Below are 21822 nucleotides of genomic sequence, written 5' to 3'. Positions count from 1 at the left end.
TTGACGGGACGCATCCTGTCAACCTGGGTTGACCGCGGTCCGTGCGTGCTGCCCTGCGCTACCCCTGCCCGTTCCCGTTCCCGTTTCCGTTGCCGTTGCGCGCGGCGGCAGCTTTCTTGCGGCGGTCGGGGTCGGGCACACCCGCGGTGTAGACCATGTTGTGCTCGTTGCTCGAACCGATCAGCGGCATGCTGCCGAGCTCGCGCTCGATGACGGGCCCCTGGTCCTCGAGCGCGACCACGAGCGGGTGGCCCGGCTCGACGAGGTACCGCTCGCCTCGCACCGACAGCGGCACCGCGGCGCCGTCCCGCAGCTCGAAGGAGATCCGCTCGCGCTCGAGCCGCACGTGCAGCCGCGAGTCGTGGTAGCGCAGCGTGAAGCTGAGCGCCGGCCACTCGACCGGCAGCCTGGGGTCGAACGTCAGCGAGCCGTTGTAGTCGCGCATGCCGGCGAAGCCGTAGACCAGCGCGCTCCAGACGCCGCCGGTCGAGGCCACGTGGATGCCGTCCGAGGCGTTGCCGTGCAGGTTCGCCAGATCCACGTAGAGGCCGGCGTAGAAGTACTTCAGCGCCAGCTCCTGGTAGCCGACCTCAGCGGCGATGATCGCCTGCACCACGGCCGAGAGCGAGGAGTCGCCGGTCGTGATCGGGTCGTAGTACTCGAAGTCGGCGCGCTTGACCTCGCGGCTGAACTCATCACCGTGCAGGAACAACGCGGCGACGACGTCGGCCTGCTTGAGCACCTGGAACCGGTAGATCACGAGCGGGTGGTAGTGCAGCAGCAGCGGCCGCTTGTCCTGCGGCGTCGCGGCCAGGTCCCAGACCTCGCGCTCGAGGAAGTGCTGGTCCTGAGGGTGGACCTTGAGCGCCTCGTCGTAGGGGACGTACATGTTGTCGGCGCAGCGTGCCCACTCCTCGGCCTCGCCCGGGTCGAGCTCGAGCTGGTTGGCCAGCCGCTCGTACTGCTCGGGCCAGTACTCGGCGATGTGCCGGCACCACGTGGCCGCCTGCCGCAGGTTGTCGCGCGCCATCACGTTGGTGAACAGGTTGTTGTTCACGACGGCGGTGTACTCGTCCGGGCCGGTCACGCCGTGGATGTGGAAGCGCGGGTTCTCGCCGCCGAGCCAGAAGCCGAGGTCCTCCCACATGCGGGCGGTCTCGACGAGGATCTCGAGGCCCTCGCGCACCATGAAGTCCGTGTCGCCCGTGGCGTCGACGTACTTGCACAGCGCGAAGGAGATGTCGGCGTTGATGTGGTACTGCGCCGTTCCGGCCGCGTAGTAGGCCGAGGCCTCCTCGCCGGAGATCGTCCGCCACGGGAACAGCGCCCCCACCTGGGACATCTCGTGGGCACGGCGCCGTGCGGCGGGCAGCATGTGGTGCCGGAACCGCAACGCCCCCCGCGCCACCCACGGCGAGGTGTAGGTCAGGAACGGGAGCACGTAGATCTCGGAGTCCCAGAAGTAGTGGCCCTCGTAGCCCGAGCCCGAGACACCCTTGGCGGCGATGCCGGCGGTCTCCACGCGCAGCGAGGCCTGGGCGAGCTGGTACAGGTTCCAGCGGATGGCCTGCTCCACCGCCGAGTTCCCCTCGACGACGACGTCGGACCGCTCCCAGTACGCGGCCATCTCACGGCGCTGGGACGCGAAGCACTCCTCGACGCCGTCCTCGCGGACACGGTCGAGCGTGCGCCGGCACCGGTCCACGAGCTCGCGCGTGGGCACCCCGCGCGAGGAGTGGTACGCCGCGACCTTCGTGATCCGGATCGGCTTGCCCTGCTCGGCCCGGACCCGGTAGATCTTCTTCGCGATGTCGTCCTCGGCGTGCGTGAGCTCCTCGAACGCGTTGTCGGTGACGATCGTGTGGTCGACGCCGACGGCGAGCGTCATGCGCGAGTGCGCGGCCCGCCAGCTCAGCACCATGCGTCGGTCGCCCGCCCAGTGGCTCTGCGGCACGAGCACCCGCTCGTTCAGCTTGCTCGCCTTGCGCGGGTCGAAGCCGGCGGCGGGGTCGCCGGCGCCGAGCGACTGGGTCGTGTACTCGTCGAGCCCGTCCTGGCGGTTGAGGAGCTGGGAGGAGATCGCGACGGGAGCGTCGCCGTCGAGCATGGTGACCTCGAAGGTCATGACGGCGAGATGGCGGTGCTCGAGGGAGGTCATGCGGCGCGAGTCGACGCGGACCCGCTTGCCCGAGGCTGTGCGCCAGATCAGCGAGCGGTGCAGGACACCCTCGCGGAAGTCGAGCACGCGCTCGTACTGCTCGAGGTCGGCGACCGACAGCAGCAGCGGCTCGTCGTCGACGTAGAGCTTGATCGTCTTGACGTCAGGGGCGTTGACGATCGTCTGGCCGGTGCGGGCGAAGCCGAACGCCTCCTCGGCGTGCTGGATCTGCCAGGTCTCGTGGAAGCCGTTGACGAAGGTCCCGTGAGCGTGGGTGTCGCGGCCCTCCTCGGAGTTGCCCCGCAGCCCGAGGTAGCCGTTGCCCACGGCGAACAGCGTCTCGGTGACGCCGAGGTCCTCGGCCGAGTACCAGGTCTCGCGCAGCGCCCACTCGTCGACCGGGAACCGGGTGCGGTCGAGCGGGTCCGGGCTGCCGCCGTGTGCATGCATGCGCTCAGTCCTCGATCAGCTCGTCGAGCTCGTGCACGACGACGTCGGCACCGTTCGCGATCAGCTCCTCGGCCCCGGCGCCCCGATCGACGCCGACCACGAGCCCGAACCTACCGGCCCGGCCGGCCTGGACGCCGGAGAGTGCGTCCTCGAGCACCACGGACCGTTGCCGCGAGACCCCGAGCCGCTCGGCCGCGTGCAGGAAGGTGTCGGGCGCCGGCTTGCCGGGGAGCCCGGTCGCGGCGGCGACCCGCCCGTCGACCACGATCTCGAACCGGTCGGCCAGACCGGCCGCGGCGAGCACGGCCGGGGCGTTGCGGCTGCTCGAGACCACGGCGACACCGGTGCCGCGCCGCGCGAGGAAGTCCAGCAGCGCCACCGACGCCGGGTACGGCTCCACGCCCTCGGTCTCGAGGATCCGTGCGAACTCGGCGTTCTTGCGGTTGCCGAGGCCGCACACGGTCTCCATCGCAGGGCTGTCGGTCGGGGCGCCCTCCGGCAGCACGATGCCGCGCGAGGCGAGGAAGGTGCGGACGCCGTCGTAGCGGGGCTTGCCGTCGACGTAGTCGTAGTAGTCGCGGTCGGTGTACGTGCGCTGACCGGGACGGGTCGCCAGATACCCGTTGAACATCTCGTCCCAGGCCCGCATGTGCACGTCCGCGGTCGGGGTCAGCACGCCGTCGAGGTCGAACAGGGCAGCGTCGTAGTCGTCCCACTTCACACGACGAGAGTACGAGCGCCCGTCCTCGATCCCGCAATCGCTAGAGGGTCGTGTGCGTCACGTTCCCGGCGCAGACGGTCGCGGCGACACCGATCCGCGGCAGCGAGGAGACCTCGACCCGGCGGGGGTCCTCCTCCAGCAGCACGAGGTCGGCGACGCCACCGGCCGCGACCTCGTGCACGCCGCCCCACGAGGACCGCAGCGCGAGATCGAGGCTGATCCGCTGCTCCGGGTGCCAGGCGGGCCGCTCGTCACCGCTGCGCAGCACCGCGGCGCTGATCGCACGCCAGGGGTCGAGCGGTGCCACCGGGGCGTCGGACCCGAGCCGCAGCTCGACGCCGGCCGCGGCCATGTCGGCGTAGGCGTACGCACGGTCCGTGCGGCCCGCCCACAGGGTCTCGGCGAGGTCCCGGTCGTCGACCAGGTGCCACGGCTGGACGCTCGCAGCCAGACCCAGCCCGGCCATCCGGGCGATGTCCGACGGCGTCGCGAGCTGGACGTGCTCGACCGAGCCCTGGGCGCCGCTCGCCTCGAACGCGTCGAGCACCAGGGTCAGGGCTGCGTCGCCGATGGCGTGGATCGTCGCGTGGATGCCGGCGCGGGCGGCGCGCGACATGGCCTCGACGAGGCTGCTCTGGTCGAGGTTCATGGCACCGTGGCCGCCGCCCGGGAACGGTGCCCGGCAGTGCGCCGTGCCGGTGTTGAGCGAGCCGTCGGCGATGACCTTGAGCGGCCCCATGCTCACGAGCGGACCGGCACCGGGGATCGGGTCGCCGCTGCGGAGCCCGGCGTCGATCGCGCGCTCGAGATGGTCGATCCACACCCCGGCGCGGACCCGGTGCGCGGCGAATCCCGCCGCGACCCGGCGTCGCCAGGCGCTGTGGGTGTCGCCCGGGTCGAGGTCGACGATCCCGACGACGCCCCTCCTGGCCGCATCCCGACCGGCCTCGACCACCCAGCGGTCCCGGGTGGCGTCGTCCACCGAGCCGATGCGGGGCATCACGGCGAACCACGCGCTCTCGGTGACCCAGCCGTCGGCGTCGGCGTCGGCCGCCAGGCCGTACCTGGCGAGCGCGGCGCCGTTGAAGACCGCGGAGTGCGCGTCACCCGAGAGCAGCGACACCGGCACGTCGAACCGGTCGATGTCGGCCCGCACCGGGCGGGTGTCCCAGCCGGCGCACCACAGCCCGGTCCCGACGACCTCGCTGCCCGGGTTCGCCGCCACGTGCGCGGCGACCGCGGCCACGCAGCCGGCAGCCGAGGCGGCATCGCGCAGGTCGAGGCGGTGCCGCAGCGCCGCCCAGTCCGTGGGGTGCACGTGGTGGTCCCACATGCCAGGCGCCACCCAGCGGCCCTCGGCCTCGAGGACCCGGGCGGTCGCCGTCGAGCCCGCGCGCGAGCGGTCGACGGCGGCGATCCGGCCGCCGTCGACCACGACGTCCACGAGGGCGTCCTCGCCCAGCAGTCGGGCGCCGCTGATCGTCAGGTCGGCCGGCACCCCGCGAGCGTAGTTCAGCCGCCCGGCCGGCCTGCGGGCACGGACCGGGCATGCGGGCTCAGCGCCCGCGTCGAGCCGTCAGACCTTGTCGTCGCCCACCGGTCGGTCGCCGGTGGTGCCGCCGGCCCGGTCGTCGCCCACCTTGCCGTCGACGAAGTCGCGACCCTGCTCGACCTTGTCGGCGTACTTGTCGCCGGTCTTGTCGTTGATGAAGTTCTTCGCCTGGTCGAGCGCCTTGTCCGTCTGCTGCTCGTCACCCAGGACGTCGTTGATCTTGTTCTTGAACGAGTCGAAACCCATGAGCTTGCCCTCCGTGTGTGCGGCGGGACAGGTCCCGCCCGGACGATCGTCAGTCTCGCACGCACCCTCGGGACGCACGCGGGGTTCCCCCGGGGGAGGAATCCTCGAACGCGGTCGGGAACGGCCGGATAGCGTGGCGAACGCGACTCCGAAGCAGACTTGAGCGGAATAGACTCAACTCTGATGCGGTTGGCCACTGTGGAGACCGATTCACTACTTCCGGAGGTTCGATGGACACCAAGCTCACGACGAAGTCGCAGGAGGCCATGGCGGCCGCTCTTCAGAAGGCTTCGGGTGCGGGGAACCCGCAGCTCGAGCCCGTTCACCTGCTCGCCGCGCTCCTCGAGCAGCAGGAGGGCGTGGCGAACGCGTTGCTCGACGCCGTGGGCGTCGATCGCCGGGCGATCGGACAGCAGGTGACGGGCGCGCTCGCGGCGCTGCCCGCAGCCTCGGGGTCCAGCGTCAACCAGCCGCAGGCGGCCCGCGCGCTGATCAACGCGCTGAGCGCTGCCTCGCAGGAGGCCACCGCACTGGGTGACTCCTACGTCTCCACCGAGCATCTGCTGCTCGGCCTCGCCAAGGACTCCGGGGCGGCCGGGGACATCCTGCGCGCAGCCGGCGCCGACCGCGACCGGCTCAACGAACGTCTGCCCGCGGTCCGCGGCTCCGGCAACGTGACCTCGCCGGACCCCGAAGGCACCTTCCAGGCGCTGGAGAAGTACGGCACCGACCTCACCGCGAGCGCACGCGACGGCAAGATCGACCCGATCATCGGCCGCGACAGCGAGATCCGTCGCGTGGTGCAGGTGCTCTCACGCCGGACCAAGAACAACCCGGTGCTCATCGGTGAGCCGGGCGTCGGCAAGACCGCCGTCGTCGAGGGGCTCGCCCAGCGCATCGTCGACGGCGACGTGCCCAACTCCCTCGCCGGCAAGCGCATCATCGCGCTGGACCTGGGGGCGATGCTCGCGGGTGCGAAGTACCGCGGCGAGTTCGAGGAGCGGCTCAAGGCCGTCCTCGACGAGATCAAGGGCTCCGACGGCGAGATCATCACCTTCATCGACGAGCTGCACACGGTGGTCGGAGCGGGCGCGGGCGGCGACAGCGCGATGGACGCCGGCAACATGCTCAAGCCGATGCTCGCGCGCGGCGAGCTGCGGATGGTCGGCGCCACGACGCTGGACGAGTACCGCGAGTACATCGAGAAGGACCCGGCGCTGGAGCGCCGGTTCCAGCAGGTGTTCGTGGGCGAGCCCTCGGTCGAGGACACCGTGGCGATCCTGCGTGGCATCGCGCCCAAGTACGAGGCGCACCACAACGTGACGATCTCCGACGGCGCCCTGGTGGCGGCCGCGACCCTCTCGGACCGCTACATCACCGGGCGCCAGCTGCCCGACAAGGCGATCGACCTGGTCGACGAGGCCGCGTCCCGGCTGCGCATGGAGCTGGACTCCTCGCCCGTCGAGATCGATCAGCTCCGGCGCGAGGTCGACCGCATGCGGATGGAGGAGGCCTATCTCTCCGAGGGTGGCACCGACGACCCGGGCACCCAGCAGCGGCTGGAGAAGCTGCGCGCCGACCTGGCCGACCGGTCGGAGGAGCTGACCGCGCTCACGGCCCGGTGGGAGTCCGAACGTGCCGGCCTCAACCAGATCGGTGAGGCCCGCAAGAAGCTCGACGAGCTGCGCACCGACGCCGAGAAGGCACAGCGCGAGGGTGACCTCGAGAAGGCGTCGCGCCTGCTCTACGGCGAGATCCCCGCCGTCGAGCGCGAGATCGCCGCCGCCGAGCAGGCCGAGATGCAGGCGGGAGGTGGCGAGCCGAAGCGGGCGCCGATGGTCGCCGAGTACGTCGGCCCGGAAGAGGTGGCCGAGGTCGTGGGCGCCTGGACGGGCATCCCGACCGGGCGACTGCTGCAGGGCGAGACCGAGAAGCTGCTGCACATGGAGGACGTCCTCGGACGCCGGCTGATCGGGCAGCAGACGGCGGTGCGGGCCGTCTCCGACGCCGTGCGGCGCTCGCGCGCCGGCATCTCCGACCCGGACCGACCGCTGGGCTCGTTCCTGTTCCTCGGCCCGACGGGTGTGGGCAAGACCGAGCTCGCCAAGTCGCTCGCGGACTTCCTGTTCGACGACGAGCGCGCGATGGTGCGGATCGACATGAGCGAGTACAGCGAGAAGCACTCGGTGGCGCGTCTGGTCGGTGCGCCTCCCGGGTACGTCGGGTACGAGGAGGGCGGCCAGCTCACCGAGGCCGTGCGGCGCAGGCCGTACTCGGTGGTGCTGCTCGATGAGGTCGAGAAGGCTCACCCCGAGGTGTTCGACATCCTGCTGCAGGTGCTCGACGACGGGCGGCTGACCGACGGTCAGGGCCGCACGGTCGACCTCCGGAACGTCATCCTCGTGCTGACCTCCAACCTGGGCTCGCAGTTCCTGGTGGACACCTCGCTCGATGGCGCGGCCAAGAACGAGGCGGTGATGAGCCTGGTGCGGTCCTCGTTCAAGCCGGAGTTCCTCAACAGGCTCGACGAGATCGTGCTGTTCGACCCGCTGAGCATCGGCGAGCTGGGCAGCATCGTGGACCTGCAGGTGGAGCGGCTCGGGGAGCGGTTGGCGGACCGTCGGCTCACGCTCGAGGTCACACCGGCGGCGCGCGAGTGGCTCGCGCTGGAGGGGTACGACCCCTCCTACGGGGCTCGTCCGCTGCGGCGCCTGATCCAGCGGGAGATCGGCGACAAGCTCGCCCGGCTGCTGCTCGCGGGCGCGGTCACCGACGGCGGGCACGTGCTCGTCGACCGGCCCGAGGCTCTCGACGCCCCAGGGCTCGAGGTCCGCGCAGCCGATCAGGCGGCCGCCGGCATCGCCTGACCTGGTCGCCGCCCGAGCGGCCTGAAGACGGCGCTGGCCCCGCCCGGATCGCTCCGGGCGGGGCCAGTCGGCTGTCGCGGTTCGGGTCAGCTGACCGTCACGTCACCGTCGATGAAGCTGCCGGTGAACATCGCGCCGTCGATGGCCACCATGAGGCAGCTGTACTTGCGGTCACCCGCCTCCCAGGTGCGATCGGTCGGCCACATGTAGTTGAAGTTGACGCTCTCCGAGTCCGCGACCATGTCGAAGAACGGGGTCACGGCGTCGGTGCAGAACGCCTCGGACTCGGCCGTCAGGACGTCCTCGCCGGGGAACTCCGCCGCGTCCGAGGTGCTCTCGGCGACGACCTCGAACTCGTGCGGGGTCGAGCAGTCGACCTTCTCCCACATGTTGTTCGCGTTGTACTCGATCGAGAGGATGCAGTCACCGGGGACGACCTCGGTGTCGGCGATCTCGACGACGTCGCCGGTCGGCTCGTCGGTCGGCTCCTCCGTGGTGGGATCGTCGGTCGGCTCGTCGGTGGTGGGCTCGTCCGTCGGCTCCTGCGTGGTGGTCGGGTCCGCCGTCGGGTCGTCACCGCCGCCGCCGGTCAGCGCCTGGATGGCGAAGAAGATGCCGACGATCACGGCGATGCCCACGATGACGCCGATGATGATCGGCATCGAGTTCTTCTTCGGCGGCTGCCCGCCGGGGCCACCCGCGCCGCCGTAGCCACCACCGGGGCCACCGGGGCCGCCGGGACCACCGAAGCCGCCGTAGCCCGGCTGCGAACCGGCGCCGAAGCCCGGCGCCTGACCGGGCTGCTGGCCGAAGGCGGGCTGACCGGGCTGCTGGCCGTACGGGGGCTGACCCGGCTGCTGCGGCTGGCCGGGCTGCGGCTGGCCGAACTGCTGGGTCGGCTGCTGCGGCTGGCCGTAGCCGGGCTGCTGCGGCTGACCGGGCTGGGAGGAGGCCCCGTAGCCGGGCTGCTGCGGCTGACCGGGCTGGGAGGACGCGCCGTAGCTGGGCTGCTGCGGCTGACCCGGTTGGGAGGAGGCCCCATAGCTCGGTGCCTGGCCCGGCTGCTGGGGTGCCCCGTAGGCGGGCTGGTCACCCGGCTGCTGCGGGGGCTGGCCCGGCTGCTGGGGCGGCTGGCCCGGCTGCTGAGGGTCCTGCCCTGACGGATTCCATGGCGTGCTCATGTGGATCCCCTTTCCTAGGTATTGATGAGATCGACGTTGAGGGGGCCCGCGTCGCCACGGAGCAGGCAGACCACCTGGGTGTTGCCCTGGTCCCAGCCCGCCTCGGACGGGACGAGATACCAGGGCACGAACGAGGCATCGCCGGCATCGAGCTGCTCGATGTCGGCGGTGCAGGTCGCCGTGGCGTCAGCAGCGAGCGAGTCCGCACCCGGGAAGTCTCCGGAACGTGCGTGCAGGCTGACGACCTGGGCGATGTGATCGTCGGCGCACGGGACGAGGCTGACCTCGCCCACCTGCTGCGCCGGCGGCAGTGTCTGGATGCAGTTGCCGACCGCGAGGTTCGCGGCGGCGACCGTGCGCGGCTGCGAGACGTCACCGGGCTGCGGGCTCTCCAGCGCGCGGTCGATGGTGCCGTTCATCGACAGCACCGACGTCGCCAGCGCCCATCCGAACGTGAACAGCGCGCCGAGCGCCACGCCGGTCCACGCCAGAGCCATGCTCCGCCGTCGCGTCTGCTTGATCCGGTTGCGCGCGAGCAGACCGAGCGCGATACCGACCGGACCGAGCGGCGAGGTGGCCACGCCGGCGACGGCGAGCGGCTCGAGCTTCTGCTTCGGGGCGACCGGGAAGGTGAACGCGCCGTAGCCACCCTGCGCCTGCTGCTGCGGCACCGGGGCGGGACGCGCCCCGTACATGCTCTGGCCCGAGGGAGGAGCGAACGGCTGCTGGGTCGGCAGCTGCGGGACCGGCGGAGCGGTCGGCGGGGCCGACCGGCCGGAGGGGTCCTGCCAGGCCGATGGCACCGGCGCCGGGGTCGCTGGACCGGGAGCCCCGGCCGGCGGTCCGAAGGACGACTGGTCAGGGCTCGGCCACGATGCTGGCGGCTGACCCATGTGCGGAACACTATCGGCCATCGGCCGCCATGGTGAGACCCGGCTCCGGGTCAGAGGTGCCCATCAGGAGCGAGCTCGAGGGGCTCGCCCGACCCCGTCTCGACCTCCAGCACGACCGGCACGTGGTCGGACGCCCCGGCGCCCTTGCGCTCCTCGCGGTCGATGGCGACGCCGCGCAGTCGTGCGGCGAACGCCGGGTTCCCGAACGCCAGGTCGATGCGCATGCCACGGTTCTTCGGGAAGGCCAGCCGCTGGTAGTCCCAGTAGGTGAAGCGGCCGGGAGTGAACGCTGCGGTCAGCTCGGTGAAGCCCGCCTCGGCGAACGCCGCCAGTGCGGTGCGCTCAGGATCTGAGACGTGGGTCTTCCCCTCGAAGTACCCGGGGTCCCACACGTCGGCGTCGGTGGGCGCCACGTTCCAGTCGCCCATCACCACGGTCGGGAGCGCCGGCCAGCCCGCTGCCGCCTCGCGCAGCGCCCGCAACCAGTCGAGCTTGTACAGGTAGTGCGGGTCGTCGAGGGACCGGCCGTTCGGCACGTACACGCTCCACACCCGCACACCGCCACACGTCGCCCCGAGCGCGCGAGCCTCCGCGGCTACCGGTTCACCCCAGCCGGGCTGACCGGCGAAACCGGACGCGACGCCGTCGAGCCCGACCCGCGAGGCGATCGCGACACCGTTCCACTGGCTGGTGCCTACGTGCGCGACCTCGTAGCCGACGGCCTCGAAGGTCATGTAGGGAAAGAGATGGTCGGCGGCCTTGGTCTCCTGCATCGCGAGGACGTCGACCTCGTTGCGCTCCAGCCACGCAGCGACGCGTTCCGCGCGCGCCCTGATCGAGTTCACGTTCCACGTCGCGATCCGCACCCTGCGACGCTACCCGCCCTGGGTAGCCTGAGCGCCGTGACGATGCCGGAGCAGACCCCCAAGCAGCGCCTCGCCCAGCTGATCGGCGAGCTCGCCGTCGTGCACGGCAAGGTGACGCTCTCCAGCGGCCGCGAGGCCGACTACTACGTGGACATGCGGCGGCTGACGCTGCAGCACGAGGCCGCACCGCTGATCGGGCACCTCATGCTCGACATGCTGGAGGAGGCGGGCATGGGGGTGGGCGAGATCGACGCCGTCGGCGGCCCCACGATGGGGGCGGACCCGGTCGTGTGCGCGATCCAGCACGCCGCCGCCAGCCGCGGGCTCGACCTCGACGCTTTCCTCGTGCGCAAGGAGGCCAAGGGGCACGGCATGAAGCGGCAGGTGGAGGGACCGGACATCACCGGCCGCCGCGTGGTGGTCGTCGAGGACACCACCACCACCGGCGCCAGCCCGATGCTGGCGGTCGAGGCCGCGCGAGCTGTCGGTGCCGAGGTGGTCGGCGTCGCGACGATCCTCGACAGGCAGACCGAGGCCACCGAGGTGTTCGCGAGGGCAGAACTTCCCTACGTCTCCTTGCTCTCCACGAGCGATCTGGGGCTGGGCCGCCAGTAGGCTCGACGAACCGGGCGACCCGCTCGGCCGACCTCGACCCCGGGTCGTGGACCCTGACTTCAGAAGGAGGCCCGCATGGACACCGGAGTCATCGTTCTCATCGTCGTCGTCGTTGTGGTGCTGATCCCCGTGCTCTGGGCGATCGCGACGTACAACGGCTTCGTTCGGCTCCGCAACCTCGTGCAGGAGGCCTGGCGCCAGATCGACGTCGAGCTGCACCGCCGCTACGACCTGATCCCGAACCTCCTCGACACGGTCAAGGGCTACGCGGCCCACGAGCGCGCGGTGTTCGACGAAGTCACGCAGGCGCGCGCCGCCGCCGCCACGCCGGGCGCCTCGCCTGCCGAGCAGGCCCGCCAGGAGGACGCGCTGAGCGGCGCCCTGGGCCGGCTCTTCGCCGTGGCCGAGGCCTACCCGCAGCTGCGCGCCGTCGACGCGTTCGTGTCGCTGCAGAACGAGCTGACCAACACCGAGGACCGGATCGCTGCCGGCCGCCGGTTCTACAACGCGAACGTGCGCGAGCTCAACACCAAGGTCGAGAGCTTCCCGCCGAACATCATCGCGAGCATGTTCAACTTCCACCGTGCCGAGTACTTCGAGACCAACGACCCGATCGTTCGGGCCGCGCCGCGGGTGTCCTTCGCCGACACCCAGGGCCAGGTCGGTCAGTACGGCACCCCGCCGCACCCGGCCCCGCACATCACCGACGCGCCCGGCCCGAGCCAGGGCGGTCAGCCGGGCGGCTTCCTGCCCGGCCAGGGCGGTGGCCAGCCCGGTTACCCGCAGCCCGGTCAGGGCGGCGGCCAGCCTGGCTACCCGCCCCAGGGCTGAGCCCCACTCACCCACGATGCTCCGCCGTCGGCCCTCACGGCTCGACGGCGGAGCATCGTCGTGTAGAGATCGATAGGACAGGGATGTCACCACATGACGGGCGCGCGCCCTGGGACGGCGTGCCGCTGCCCTACGGGGCAGTCGATGGTCAGGCCCCGGCTGCGGGACGTCCGGCTGCGAGCTCGTGGGACCCGCTCGCTCCGCCGTCGACCGCCGGCGGACCGTGGCACCCGGGCGAGGCCGCGGTCTTTCGACCCAACAGGTTCCTCACGGTCGCGATGGCGATCGCCTCGGCCGTCCTGGTCGTGATGATCCTCGCGGCGCGGTCTGGTCCGAGCTGGCTGGCGATTCTCTACGGCGTGCTGCTGGCCATCGCTCTGGCCGTGCTGGTGGAGACGCTGTACGGCCAGGTGCGCGTCGATCCGTCCGGGATCACCCGGCGCTCGCTGCGGGGCACCACGACGTACCTGCGCGAGGAGCTGGAGACCCCCGTGCTGCACTCCTACGTGCGCCGCACCCGGACGGGGCGGCAGCACGTGCGGCGGCTCTCGATCCGCCGTCGTCGCCGTCGGTACGGGTTCATGATCACCTCCGACCTGTACGCCTACGCCGAGGTCGAGCAGATCGCCCGGCGCGTCGGCGCCGCTCGGCCGAGCACTACCCGTGGCGCCGACATCGAGGCGTCCTACCCCGGCGCGACGCTGTGGGCGCACCGGCACCCGGTGCTGCTCGGCGTGCTCATCGCCGTGGCCGTGTGGCTCGGCGCCAGCGTCTACGTCACCTGGGCGCTCCCGTGACCGAGGCGGAGGATGACCTGGTCGAGGGCCGCGGCGTCGGGCCGCACCCGCAGCCGTGGCCGGACGATCCGCGCCTTGACCCGGACCTGCTCGCGGCGGGGGACCACCGCAACGTCGCCGACCAGTACCGGTACTGGCGCCTCGAGGCGATCGTCGCCGACCTGGACACCCGGCGGAACCCGTTGCACGTCGCGATCGAGAACTGGGGCCGCGACTTCAACATCGGGTCGGTCGTCCGTACCGCCAACGCCTTCAACGTGGCCGGCGTCCACGTGATCGGCCGCCGCCGGTGGAACCGCCGCGGTGCGATGGTCACCGACCGCTACCTGCACGTGCACCATCACGAGGACGCCGCCGCCTTCGCCACCTGGGCCGAGGGCGCGGGGGTCCCGGTCCTCGGCGTCGACAACGTGCCCGGGTCGGTGCCGCTGGAGGGTCGGAGCCTGCCCCGGGCCTGCGCGCTGCTGTTCGGCGAGGAGTCGGCGGGCCTGACGCCGCAGGCGCAGCAGGTCTGCGAGGCGGTGCTCCATATCACCCAGCACGGCTCCACCCGCTCGATCAACGCCGGCGCCGCCGCAGCCGTCGCGATGTGGGCGTGGGCGATCCAGCACACCTGACCCCGCCAGCCCCTCCTCACCGGTTCGAGGTAATCGGCCACCCTCTCGCGGTCCCCGATTACCTCGACCGCGCCCAGAGCGGGAGCCGGGGGAAGTGGGTTCGAGGTAATCCGCCACCGCGCCGTGGTCGCCGTTTACCTCGAACCGGCTGGGGGCGCGGGGCGGGGAAAGCGGGTGGAGGTCATGCGGGACCGCGCGGGGGTCGCCGATTACCTCGAACCAGGTCGGGAGGGGGGCGGGAGGGGGCGGGAGGGGGACGGCAAGCGGAGACGCCGGGCGGGTGAGGGCGTCCGGTTCACGGGCCACGTTCCCGAGGGGAAGGTGGCGGTGACAGACTGGACCCGACATCCCGCCGTCGTTCATGGAGAGACCCGCATGCCCATCGCAACTCCCGAGGCTTACGCCGACATGATCGACCGGGCGAAGGCTGGCTCCTTCGCGTACCCGGCGATCAACATCACGTCCTCACAGACCATCACCGCCGCCCTGCAGGGCTTCGCCGAGGCTGAGTCCGACGGCATCATCCAGGTGTCGGTCGGTGGCGGCGAGTACGCTTCCGGCGCCACCATCAAGGACCGCGTGGCCGGTTCGCTCGCGCTCGCGGCCTACGCGACGGAGGTCGCCAAGAACTACCCGGTGACCGTGGCCATCCACACCGACCACTGCGTCAAGGGCAACCTCGACTCCTGGGTGCGCCCGCTGCTGGCCATCGAGGCCGAGCAGGTCAAGAACGGTCAGCTCCCCACGTTCCAGTCGCACATGTACGACGGCTCCGACGTGCCGATCGAGGAGAACCTCGTGATCGCCGCCGAGCTGCTCGAGCTCTCGCAGGCCGCCCGCACGATCCTGGAGATCGAGGTCGGCGTGGTCGGTGGCGAGGAGGACGGCCACGAGGCCGCGATCAACGACAAGCTCTACACCACGGTCGAGGACGGCCTGAAGACCGTCGAGGCCCTCGGCGCCGGTGAGAGGGGTCGCTACCTGACCGCCCTGACCTTCGGCAACGTGCACGGCGTGTACAAGCCGGGCGCCGTCAAGCTCCGCCCGGAGATCCTCAAGGAGATCCAGGACGAGGTCGGCGCGAAGATCGGCAAGGACAAGCCGTTCGACCTGGTCTTCCACGGTGGGTCCGGCTCGACCGCCGAGGAGATCTCCGCGGCCGTCGACTTCGGCGTCATCAAGATGAACATCGACACCGACACCCAGTACGCGTTCACGCGCCCTGTCGTCGGGCACATGTTCACCAACTACGACGGCGTCCTCAAGATCGACGGCGAGGTCGGCAACAAGAAGGCGTACGACCCCCGTGCCTGGGGCAAGGCCGCCGAGGCCGGCATGGCCGCCCGCGTGGTCGAGGCCTGCCAGCAGCTGCGCTCGGCCGGCAACAAGGGCTGATCCCAGCCCTTTCTCAGCACCGCCCGACGGCGGCTCTCACCTCGTGAGGGCCGCCGTCGGTCTGTCCGGGGCCGGGCTGGGCCGGCGCTCACGCGTCCTGCGCCGCCTCGCCGCCTGGGGTGCCTCGCGTCGGGTTCGTGGTTCCGGTGCGAGGCCCGCGGTATCACTCGGCGGTCAGGGTGCTCCTTGGTGTGTCGGGGCAGACACGTCGAGGGAGTCACCATGCCCGGAGAGTTCGGATCAGACCCGTCCGACGACGGTGCGGTCGCCAGCACCGAGGCGAGCGAGCGGGACGGCGTCGTCGGCAGGAACACCGGGACGGCCGCGCTGCCACCCGATGCCGAGACCGGTGGTGCGGGGGTGCGGGGTGCCTCGAGCGTGCCCGGAGGTGCCGGCGTCCGCGGGCACGGGCACGGGTCCGCCGCCGGCGTGTGGGGGAGCTCGGAAGGATCCGCCGGGCTGCTCGGCCACTCCCGGACCGGTGCGGCCGCGCAGCTGGAGTCGGCGAGCGGCGTCGCGCTGGTCGCCTTCGGGCACACCTCGGAGGGCAACACGATCCACGCCGTCAACGACTCCACCGAACCTGTCGCCCGCACCGACGGCGCGCACACCGGCGCCGCCGTCTTCGGGGAGACGTCGGTGCCCCGGAGGGCAGCCGTGCACGGCGTGCAGGGGGCCGGCGCCGGGTCCGGCGTGCTGGGGCGCGGCGGCGACGCCGGGGTGAGCGGTTACCACCACGAGCAGGTCGGCGTGCTCGGAGCCTCGGTGCGCGGCAACGGCGTCCACGGCATCGCCGAGGGGCCTGGGCCGTTCGAGGAGCTCCTCGACCACGGTCTCGAGCTCAGTGCCGCAACGACGGCGATGCTCGCCTCGGACGCGCACGCCGAGCACCGACCGGCCGAGTGGGGCGAGGTCGTCAGGCACAGCGACGAGTTCGTCGACGGGATCGAGCGCGGGCTGCCGTCCTGGGTGGGGCGTGACGACCGCGGCGCGCTGGCCCCGCAGATCCACTCGCCCTGGCTGGGCGGCTACGTCCCGGAGCTGTTCCGCGCACCCGGACCGCGCGGCAACGGCGTCTGGGGACACACGAAGGCGAACGGCGGCAACGGTGTCCTCGGAACGGTCGGGTCGGGCACCCGGGATGCGGCCGCCATCAGCGGCGTGGGCGACATCGCGGGGCGGTTCGTCGGCGCAGTCGACGTGACCGGCGCGGTGCGGGTCGCCGGCAAGATCGAGGCCACCGGTGTGATCAGGGCCAAGGGCGACGTCCGCGTCGGTGGCGACATCGAGGTCGCCGGGGACGTCCGGCTGATCGGCGCGGACCTGGCCGAGGGCTTCGATGTCGACGACCGTGAGATCCGGCCCGGCTCGGTCCTGGTGCTCGACGACGACGGTCGGCTCCGGATCTCGACGACGGGCTACGACGGCCGGGTCGCCGGTGTCGTCTCCGGCGCCGGCGACTACCGCCCGGGCGTGCTGCTCGACCAGGCGGACGCCGAGGCCAAGCTGCCGGTCGCGCTCGTGGGCAAGGTCTGCTGCTGGGTCGACGCCGATGCCGCGCCGATCCGCGTGGGCGACCTCCTCACGACCTCGGACGTGCCGGGACATGCCATGCGGGTCGCGGACCGCGAGCGAGCGTTCGGAGCCGTGCTCGGCAAGGCGATGCAGGGGCTCGCCCGCGGGCGGGGGCTGGTCCGGGTGCTGGTGGCGCTGCAATGAGCGGCCGGGCTGTCAGGAGCGGGTCATGACCACGCTGCGGGAGGCCCTGCAGGCGTCCTGGGCCCGCGGCGAGGACTCGATGCGCCAGGTCGCCGTCGAGATGCCCGTGCCGGACCCGGTCTCGCTGCGTGCGCTGATCGCGGCTCTCGGGACGGTGGAGTCGCGCACCTTCACCACCGCGATCCACACCACGGACGGGGCGCCGATCAACGGTCGCGGCAGCTATGAGCTCTCCAGCGACGGCCGCTACCGCGTGAGCGGGCACATGCGGGCGACCGGGTTCTACTCCTACGACTACGGGTTGAACCTCTGGCTCCGGCTGCCCGACGGGAACTACCTCGCCAGCGTGCACAGCGGGAGCGTCTACGGCACCGACACCCCCGGGGACCGACAGCACACGTTCGCGCAGCACGACACCCACCCGGTGATCGCCGCGCAGTGGCGCCAGATCCGCGGCGCGAACCTGACCCTGGCGCACTCGATGCACGCCGAGCTCGGCGGCGTGCTCGGCACGGCGGCCGACCTGATCGACTTCCTCGCCCGTGGCGTGGTGCTCAACGGGTTGCTCGGACCGAGCGGGTGGGTGCTCGTGCTCGGTCACGAGCTGGCCGATCTCGGCATCGCCGGTGATGCCCAGACCGTGTGGGGCTCGCTGCTGGTCGCGGGAGGGCAGGTCCTGCTCGCGGGTCCGTTCGGGCTGGTGCCGGTCCTCGTCGGAGGGCTCGCGGCGGGTGAGGTGCTCAATCTGGCCACCGACGTCAAGGACCGTGGCCTGCGGCCGGAGGAGATCGCCTTCGCGCGGCGAATCTTCTCGGACACGATCGACTACGGGCGGGTGCGGATCACCAACCTCTACCAGAACGGCGACAACGGCGAGCGCGCCTTCGTGATGCCGGGCCGAGGCGGCAGCATCCTCGTCAACCTCGGCACGCAGGGGTGGGACCAGCCGCTGTCCTACGCCAAGCCCGACAGCGAGAGCTACACCAGACCCGGCCAGCTGTTCGTGCACGAGCTGGTGCACGCCTGGCAGGTGACGCAGCGGTCGCTCGTCGGCCTGATCTCGGACCTCGGCGGGACGTACGACTACACCCCGGGCGACTCGTCGGCCCGGCTGAGAGAGAAGGGCTGGCAGGGCCAGTCCTGGGGCAGCTTCAACAACGAGCAGCAGGCTCACATCGTCGACGACTGGTACGAGGCCCAGGTCGTGCGGCTGCCGGGCGGCACGCTCCCGGCAGATGTCCACCGGCGCGTCGACCTCGACGGCGTCGCCGCCCGCGACGACCCGGCGTTCCGCTTCGTGCGGGACCACATCAGGCTCGCGAACCCCTGATCGGCTCCGACCGACCGGGTAGGAGCACGAGCCCCCCAACGGTCGCCGAGCGTTGGTGGTCGCCCGCAGGGACAGCCGGGTCCGGGGCAGAATGGGGGCGTGACCAACCTCCTGGGCCCCGAGCCCACCCTGCTGCCCGACGACCACCCGGACACCGCCGCCCGTGCGGCGCTGGCGGCAGGATCCTCGCTGCGCGAAGCCGCTGCGGCGTTCCCGGCCGCCTCCTACGCCTGGGGGCGGCTCGCCCTGGAGTCGCTGGCCGGGGAGGACCCGGTGGCCGCCTACGCCTTCGCCCGGACCGGCTACCACCGCGGGCTCGACGCGCTGCGGCGCGCGGGCTGGCGCGGGGCGGGTCCGGTGCCCGCCACGCACGTGCCCAACCAGGGCTTCCTCATCAGCCTGCTCGCGCTGACGAGCGCGGCCGAGGTGATCGGCGAGCAGGACGAGGCCGACCGCTGCCGCGCCTTCGCCCACGACTGCGACCCCGCCGCCGACGACGTCCTCGGGAACCCGAGCGACACGCTGCGGTTCGCTCCGCCGGAGGCCCCGTGACGATCGATGTCGTTCCCGGTCGATAGGCTCGACCCCCGGGACAGTCCGCCGATGAAAGAGGCATGACATGCCGGCAGTAGTGGTGCTCGGGGCACAGTGGGGCGACGAGGGCAAGGGCAAGGCCACCGATCAGCTCGGTTCGCGCGTCGACTACGTCGTCAAGTTCAACGGCGGCAACAACGCCGGCCACACGGTCGTCGTCGGCGACGAGAAGTACGCGCTGCACCTGCTGCCCTCGGGGATCCTGTCGCCGGGATGCACCCCGATCATCGGCAACGGCGTGGTCGTGGACCTCGCGGTGCTGTTCGAGGAGCTCGAGGGCCTGCAGGGTCGTGGCGTCGACACCTCCAAGCTGCTGATCTCGAGCTCGGCCCACGTCATCCCCTCCTACAACCGCACGCTCGACAAGGTCACCGAGCGGTTCCTGGGCAAGCGGCAGATCGGCACCACGGGCCGCGGCATCGGGCCCACGTACGCCGACAAGATGAACCGGGTCGGCATCCGGATCTCCGACCTGTTCGACGAGGAGATCCTCCACGACAAGGTCGAGGGCGCGCTCGCGCAGAAGAACCAGATCCTCACCAAGATCTACAACCGCCGCAGCGCCGACATCGACGAGGTCGTCGCCGAGCTGCGCTCCTACGCCGACAGGGTGGCGCCGATGGTGGCCGACACCGGTCTGGTGCTCAACCGTGCCCTCGACGAGGGCAAGAACGTCGTGTTCGAGGCCGGCCAGGCGACCATGCTCGACGTCGACCACGGCACCTATCCGTTCGTCACGTCCTCCTCGGCGACCGCGGGCGGTGCCGCGACCGGTTCCGGCATCGGCCCCACGCGTATCGACCGCGTCGTCGGGGTCATCAAGGCGTACACCACACGCGTGGGCGAGGGGCCGTTCCCCACCGAGCTCCTCGACGCCGTCGGAGAGCAGCTCCGCAAGACCGGCGGCGAGTACGGGGTCACCACGGGCCGGCCCCGCCGCTGCGGCTGGTACGACGCGGTCGTGGCGCGCTACGCGGGTCGCGTCAACGGCCTCACCGACCTCGTGCTGACCAAGCTCGACGTGCTCACCGGCTTCGAGAAGGTGCCGGTGTGCGTGGCGTACGACGTCGACGGCGTCCGCCACGACGAGATGCCGATCGACCAGTCCGCCTTCGCCCGGGCCACCCCGATCTACGAGGAGCTCGACGGCTGGTGGGAGGACCTCTCGCTGGCACGGACGTGGGAGGACCTCCCGGTCAACGCGCGCCGGTACGTGGAGGCGCTCGAGGAGATGAGCGGCACTCGGATCTCGTCGGTGGGCGTGGGTCCCGACCGCGAGGCGACGATCGTGCGGCACGACCTGCTGGGTTAGCTCACGGCGCGTCGGCCCGAGACTCGGGATAGATGACGACACCGTCGGTGACCACGGGCTCGGCGCCCCACCGACCGAGGGTGTGCTGCAGCGGTGTGGCGCCGTTCATCAGGTGCACGACGCCCCACCCTCGGGCGGTGAGCGTGTTCGCGATCAGCAGCCGATGACATCGCCATGGCATCGGCTCGCCGCACATGACGGCGACGTGCTGATCCGCCGCGAGCGTGGTGAGGCGAGCCAGGCCCCGCTCGAAGTCCGGGCTGAGCGTGTAGTCGGCGTAGTTCTTGAAGCTGGCGTTGCGCCACCCCGCGTTGAGCATCGGATCGATGTCGGGTTGTCTGGGGCGGCGGCCACCTAGGTCGCTCAGGTGCAGGTAGTCGATCTCGGCGGCGCCGAGCCAGGACGGCATCTCGTCGGCGTCGAACTGAGGGCTGCGGCGCGAGCCCGGCATCTTGCGCACGTCGACCAGGACGTCGATCTTCGCGGACTCGAGGGTCTCGAGCACCACGTGCGGCGGGCAGGTCCAGTGCCCGATCGTCCACACCGTGCCTGCTGTCGCGCTCATGGCACCACTAGACCACTGCTTCGCACGTGACACGCCGCTGTGGGTCCGGGGTGGCACCGGAGCCGGTCGGCGGGCGTGGGGCGGCGCGACCGTGAGGCGACGGCCGTGCGACACGACCTGCTGGGTGAGCTCAGACCCGGTCCGAGGATCTGCCCCGACCGGTGGTCGTACCCTGAGCCCGTGCCCGCTCCCGACCGCATGATCGCGTTCTTCCTCGCCGCGCTGGTGATCATCGCGGTCCCGGGGCCGAGCGTGCTGTTCGTGATCGGGCGGGTGCTGTCCCACGGGAGGGCGACGGCGCTGGCGAGCGTGCTCGGCAACGCCGCAGGATGCGTGGTGGTGCTCGTGATGGTGGCGCTGGGTCTGGGCACGATCGTGCAGTCCTCGCAGGTGGCGTTCACCGCGCTCAAGGTCGCGGGCGCGGCCTATCTGGTGTGGCTGGGCGTGCAGGCGATCCGGCACCGCAACGCGCTGGACCCCGAGGCGATCGGCCGGGTCGACGTCGGACCGATCTCGCCGTGGGCGGCGGGCCGGCAGGGTGCGCTCGTCGGCCTGACCAACCCGAAGGTCTACGTGATGTTCGCGGCGTTGCTGCCGCAGTTCGTCGCACCGGCGGCGGGATCGCCGCAGCTGCAGATGTTGGTTCTGGGCGCCGTGATGATCGTGGTCGGGATCTGCTCCGACGGGGTCTGGGCGCTGGCGACCGCCCAGCTGCGCGGGCTGCTGACCAGGACACCCCGCCGCAGCCGCGCCGTCGTGGGGACCGGCGGCGTCCTCATGATCGGGCTCGGGGGCTGGTTGGCCGTCAGCCGGTCCTGATCGGCCGGACCGGTCCAGACACGCCGCCACCGGATCCGAGGTGAGCCTGGGCGCGGCCGTTACCGTGGCACCGACCCCGACTGTCTGGAGCCACGTCATGTCCACTGGAGTCGTCGCCCTGCTGCTGGGCATCGGCATGGTGCTCGCGCTGCGCTCGAAGCTCGTCGGCCTGGGAGTGTTCCTCGGCGTGGTGTTCGGGTTCGTGCTCGCGCTGACCCCGCTGGGTGGTCCCGTACGCGAGGCCCTCGACGCGTTGGGCGGGATCATCTCGGTGCTCTTCACCGAGGAATAGGG

General features: G+C 71.6%; 20 protein-coding genes. 12 read left to right on the top strand and 8 right to left on the bottom strand.

Annotated features, from left to right (window positions below; all coding sequences use genetic code 11):
• Positions 1-58: 58 nt before the first annotated feature.
• The 4 genes from GPA04_RS06910 to GPA04_RS06895 all read right to left on the bottom strand — a co-directional run bounded on the left by GPA04_RS06910 (position 59) and on the right by GPA04_RS06895 (position 5127).
• Positions 59-2608, bottom strand: a complete 2550-nt coding sequence (locus tag GPA04_RS06910; RefSeq protein ID WP_156223337.1) for a glycoside hydrolase family 65 protein — start codon at positions 2606-2608, stop codon at positions 59-61.
• 4 nt (positions 2609-2612) lie between these two features.
• Positions 2613-3329, bottom strand: a complete 717-nt coding sequence (locus tag GPA04_RS06905; protein WP_156223336.1) for an HAD family hydrolase — start codon at positions 3327-3329, stop codon at positions 2613-2615.
• 40 nt (positions 3330-3369) lie between these two features.
• Positions 3370-4827: an amidohydrolase gene (locus GPA04_RS06900; RefSeq protein ID WP_156223335.1), complete on the bottom strand. Its 1458-nt coding sequence runs from the start codon at positions 4825-4827 to the stop codon at positions 3370-3372.
• 78 nt (positions 4828-4905) lie between these two features.
• Positions 4906-5127 carry an antitoxin gene (locus tag GPA04_RS06895; RefSeq protein WP_156223334.1) on the bottom strand — a complete coding sequence of 74 codons (222 nt, stop codon included), beginning with the start codon at positions 5125-5127 and terminating at the stop codon, positions 4906-4908.
• 230 nt (positions 5128-5357) lie between these two features.
• On the opposite strand from GPA04_RS06895, the gene clpB reads away from it, so the two are divergent.
• Positions 5358-7994 (top strand): ATP-dependent chaperone ClpB, encoded by a 2637-nt coding sequence (clpB, locus tag GPA04_RS06890; RefSeq protein WP_156223333.1) that lies wholly within the window; start codon positions 5358-5360, stop codon positions 7992-7994.
• An 86-nt stretch (positions 7995-8080) separates the two neighbouring features.
• Here the strand turns inward: clpB and GPA04_RS06885 are convergent, their stop codons facing one another.
• From GPA04_RS06885 to GPA04_RS06875, 3 genes are all read right to left on the bottom strand, one after another.
• Entirely contained in the window at positions 8081-9175 is a 1095-nt protein-coding gene (locus GPA04_RS06885; RefSeq protein ID WP_156223332.1) for a septum formation family protein, read from the bottom strand.
• Between the two features lie 14 nt (positions 9176-9189).
• On the bottom strand, positions 9190-9978 hold the full coding sequence (locus tag GPA04_RS06880) for a DUF4190 domain-containing protein (RefSeq protein ID WP_162458540.1): 789 nt from the start codon (positions 9976-9978) through the stop codon (positions 9190-9192).
• Positions 9979-10118: 140 nt separating this feature from the next.
• Positions 10119-10934, bottom strand: coding sequence for an exodeoxyribonuclease III (locus GPA04_RS06875; protein WP_156223330.1), 816 nt, complete (start codon positions 10932-10934; stop codon positions 10119-10121).
• A 42-nt stretch (positions 10935-10976) separates the two neighbouring features.
• On the opposite strand from GPA04_RS06875, the gene pyrE reads away from it, so the two are divergent.
• The 9 genes from pyrE (at position 10977) to GPA04_RS06830 (ending at position 20144) form a co-directional block, all read left to right on the top strand.
• Positions 10977-11549, top strand: a complete 573-nt coding sequence (pyrE, locus tag GPA04_RS06870) for an orotate phosphoribosyltransferase (RefSeq protein ID WP_156223519.1) — start codon at positions 10977-10979, stop codon at positions 11547-11549.
• 75 nt (positions 11550-11624) lie between these two features.
• A complete protein-coding gene (locus GPA04_RS06865; protein WP_156223329.1) occupies positions 11625-12380 on the top strand; it encodes a LemA family protein in 756 nt (251 codons plus the stop codon).
• A gap of 83 nt (positions 12381-12463) precedes the next feature.
• Positions 12464-13177 carry a hypothetical protein gene (locus GPA04_RS06860; protein WP_156223328.1) on the top strand — a complete coding sequence of 238 codons (714 nt, stop codon included), beginning with the start codon at positions 12464-12466 and terminating at the stop codon, positions 13175-13177.
• Positions 13174-13794 (top strand): TrmH family RNA methyltransferase, encoded by a 621-nt coding sequence (locus GPA04_RS06855; RefSeq protein ID WP_436277906.1) that lies wholly within the window; start codon positions 13174-13176, stop codon positions 13792-13794. The genes GPA04_RS06860 and GPA04_RS06855 overlap by 4 nt, the downstream gene beginning before the upstream one ends.
• Positions 13795-14169: 375 nt before the next feature.
• Positions 14170-15189 carry a class II fructose-bisphosphate aldolase gene (gene fbaA / locus GPA04_RS06850; RefSeq protein ID WP_156223326.1) on the top strand — a complete coding sequence of 340 codons (1020 nt, stop codon included), beginning with the start codon at positions 14170-14172 and terminating at the stop codon, positions 15187-15189.
• Between the two features lie 222 nt (positions 15190-15411).
• Entirely contained in the window at positions 15412-16908 is a 1497-nt protein-coding gene (locus tag GPA04_RS06845) for a hypothetical protein (RefSeq protein ID WP_156223325.1), read from the top strand.
• A 25-nt stretch (positions 16909-16933) separates the two neighbouring features.
• The gene (locus GPA04_RS06840; protein WP_156223324.1) at positions 16934-18238 is read left to right on the top strand and encodes a hypothetical protein; all 1305 of its coding nucleotides are present in this window, start codon (positions 16934-16936) and stop codon (positions 18236-18238) included.
• Between the two features lie 99 nt (positions 18239-18337).
• Complete coding sequence (locus GPA04_RS06835) at positions 18338-18790, top strand: DUF3151 domain-containing protein (protein WP_156223323.1); 453 nt, start codon at positions 18338-18340, stop codon at positions 18788-18790.
• 67 nt (positions 18791-18857) lie between these two features.
• Entirely contained in the window at positions 18858-20144 is a 1287-nt protein-coding gene (locus GPA04_RS06830; RefSeq protein ID WP_156223322.1) for an adenylosuccinate synthase, read from the top strand.
• Position 20145: 1 nt separating this feature from the next.
• Here the strand turns inward: GPA04_RS06830 and GPA04_RS06825 are convergent, their stop codons facing one another.
• The gene (locus GPA04_RS06825; RefSeq protein WP_156223321.1) at positions 20146-20709 is read right to left on the bottom strand and encodes a DUF488 domain-containing protein; all 564 of its coding nucleotides are present in this window, start codon (positions 20707-20709) and stop codon (positions 20146-20148) included.
• Between the two features lie 180 nt (positions 20710-20889).
• On the opposite strand from GPA04_RS06825, the gene GPA04_RS06820 reads away from it, so the two are divergent.
• Together GPA04_RS06820 and GPA04_RS06815 are read left to right on the top strand one after the other, a co-directional pair.
• Positions 20890-21528, top strand: a complete 639-nt coding sequence (locus GPA04_RS06820; RefSeq protein WP_156223320.1) for a LysE family translocator — start codon at positions 20890-20892, stop codon at positions 21526-21528.
• A gap of 97 nt (positions 21529-21625) precedes the next feature.
• Positions 21626-21820 carry a hypothetical protein gene (locus GPA04_RS06815; protein WP_156223319.1) on the top strand — a complete coding sequence of 65 codons (195 nt, stop codon included), beginning with the start codon at positions 21626-21628 and terminating at the stop codon, positions 21818-21820.
• The last annotated feature ends 2 nt before the right edge of the window (positions 21821-21822 follow it).

It is taken from the genome of Pseudactinotalea suaedae, assembly GCF_009733815.1.
Classification (GTDB): domain Bacteria; phylum Actinomycetota; class Actinomycetes; order Actinomycetales; family Beutenbergiaceae; genus Pseudactinotalea; species Pseudactinotalea suaedae.
This window is presented reverse-complemented; position numbering and strand designations above follow the sequence as displayed.